The sequence below is a fragment of the Stenotrophomonas maltophilia group sp. RNC7 genome, assembly GCF_030910085.1.
Classification (GTDB): Bacteria; Pseudomonadota; Gammaproteobacteria; order Xanthomonadales; family Xanthomonadaceae; genus Stenotrophomonas; species Stenotrophomonas sepilia.
On record NZ_JAVFVN010000439.1, the window covers coordinates 1 to 768 of the forward strand.

The 768-nt window shown below is 32.9% G+C and carries 2 protein-coding genes; both read right to left on the bottom strand.

The window, feature by feature from the left end; translation table 11 throughout:
• Positions 1–301: hypothetical protein (locus RCF13_RS07410; protein WP_308141030.1), on the bottom strand; the 301-nt coding region annotated here is incomplete at its 3' end.
• A gap of 4 nt (positions 302–305) precedes the next feature.
• On the bottom strand, positions 306–768 hold a 463-nt coding region (locus RCF13_RS07415), incomplete at its 5' end, for a hypothetical protein (RefSeq protein WP_308141031.1).

Sequence of the window (768 nt, forward strand, 5' to 3'; positions counted from 1 at the left end):
CAATTTTCCCAGTACTACTATCATTTGTTGTTTGTCTAGCTTGCTCTTTCTTTTGGGTTTTATTTCTATTCTGATCTCTTTGTTTTCTACGTTCTAACCTTTCAGAAGCACCATCTTTATCCTCTTCATTATCTCCGTCTCTAAATGGAACAACATTATTTTTAGATTTTTTAGAAGAAGGTTGTTTGTTTAACAACCTTCTTCTTAAATCTTCTTCCTCCTCTATCTCTACAGAGGTGTTGATATGTTCCAATTCATCTAGTTGTTCACTTGCAGCATTTTCATCATTATAATGGGCCATTGAACTACACCCCTTGCTTAAAGCGTCTTTCTTCAACTAATTGACGACGCATTAATCGTTTATTAGGTTCAGGACGTAAATAAGCATTTACATCAATATTTGGGAATAATTCTGGGTCAACTAGTAACGGTTCCCCATTCCCACTTACACGATAAGCATTCAAATTTACACCTTTAGAAAATCCTTTTAATCTACCGCCTTCAACAACAAATTCTTTAAAAATTGTTTCTCCAAATGGTAATTGTGGATTTCCATCAAAATAAGGTGTAACTCGTAATTTACGATTATTGTGATCATTCATAACCATATAGCTACGATTTTTTTCTACAACCCAAGTTGCTTTGTTATCTGCAGAATGTTCACTAAAATCTTTTAAAGTGAAATTACCTTGGTCAACTTCTGGACTGAACGAATCAAAATGAACTACTTGTTCTGCATTTATAATTTGATGTCTATTAGATAATAAT